This is a genomic window from Shigella sp. SIG3 (assembly GCF_053555855.1).
On record NZ_JBQZXE010000237.1, the window covers coordinates 1 to 1,418 of the forward strand.

The 1,418-nt window shown below is 49.1% G+C and carries 2 protein-coding genes; both read right to left on the reverse strand.

What is annotated here, in order from left to right; all coding sequences use genetic code 11:
• The coding region (locus tag ACUU1I_RS20525) for a host-nuclease inhibitor Gam family protein (RefSeq protein ID WP_241558023.1) at nt 1-105 on the reverse strand (105 nt) is incomplete at its 3' end.
• Nucleotides 83-1,418, reverse strand: a 1,336-nt coding sequence (locus ACUU1I_RS20530) for a RecE family exodeoxyribonuclease (RefSeq protein WP_449144909.1), incomplete at its 5' end; no start/stop codon positions are given. The genes ACUU1I_RS20525 and ACUU1I_RS20530, both read right to left, overlap by 23 nt.

Sequence of the window (1,418 nt, forward strand, 5' to 3'; positions counted from 1 at the left end):
CAGGTCGTCCGCCAGTTCCGTTTCTTTTTCTTCACGAACGATCTGCTGGTAGTGGCGAGCCCATGCCATTTCTTCAATACGATCAAAAATCGGGTAAGCGCTCATCACTGGTCACTCCAAAATTTTCAAGCTTGTTGGCAATCATCATTGCGATGTCAGGGATTGCAGGCGCATAGGCTATGCACGCAGGATTCGCACATAAACCGTAAACCGCCGCAATCAACACCTGTTTTTTCCAGTTGAGTTCATCTTCGCCAGTTTCATTATTGCTATCATTATGCTGATCGCTGCCAGCGTTCTCCGGTAACAAATCATCAGCTTTTTCCGTTTTCTTCGGCTCTTCTTCCTGTGCTTCATCTGGTTTTTTTTCGTCAAAAGTTTCCTGATAAGTTGCGTCTCCCATCACCGCGCCACAGTCAGGGCAGTTATCCTCGCCAGTCTGATTGCAGGGTGTTCCCTCCTCCGGTTCGCTGTTCTGGTGCTGTTTATCTTCAGTCTGTCGCACTTCATTTTCCGTTTTTTTGACTTCATTTGAGGAGATATGATGACCGGGAATCCATTTCGAATCATTCGGGTCGCTAATCCCTTCAACAAATTCTCCGCGAGAGGCAGCCAGTAATTTGTCTGCATCGACAGGATTTTTGGGCGGAATGTTTTTCCGGGCTTCATGGAGTTCTGCCCGCAGTTCCTGATATTTCTCATCAACAGAATTTACCTGTGACTGAGCATCCAGCGGCTGCGTGTTCTGATGATGTTCAGTTGCATTCGGTTCCACTGTTTCAGCCGTTGCCTGTTCATCTGTCATTGCGCCAGATGGTTGTGGTTTTTCTTCATCGTCCTGTTTTCCTTCTTCTGTTACTCGCTGCGGCATCGGGGCAGAGGAGCGACCGCAGGCAATATCCACGATTTCCGGATCAGGGTTGGCATGATCGGTTTCAGTCAGTACTTTGTTCAGATATTCAGTGACGTGTGCGGGGATGACCTCGATCCCAATTGGTGCTTCTTTCACGGACGCAACCACGATGGCGCGGGAATAATCCAGCCCGCCAGGCATGGTGATGAATTTGTCGCGGAAAACAGAAAAGGGTGGTTTATTTTCAGCGATAATTTCCTCAATGCGTTTAGCGTGTGCCGGATGAAGGTTATAGATGTCCACGTCCATTGAACGGGCCAGTACGCCAGTGGCTACATCGCGCGTCAGTGACGTCAGATCGTGGACGAAACCTTCGCCGCGATCGGTGAGGTTCCCGCCGCCAGCATTAGCACCGGAAGTCGTGCGAGTGATGCGTGAAACACGATTCCCTTTTCGCCATTCTTTTGTCAGAAGACCGCGATCAATGTGTTCGGTATCCAGCCAGGCTGAAATGAAATTCTTAAATTCATAGGGCTGATGTTTTTTCGTGATAGAGAAAACTGCC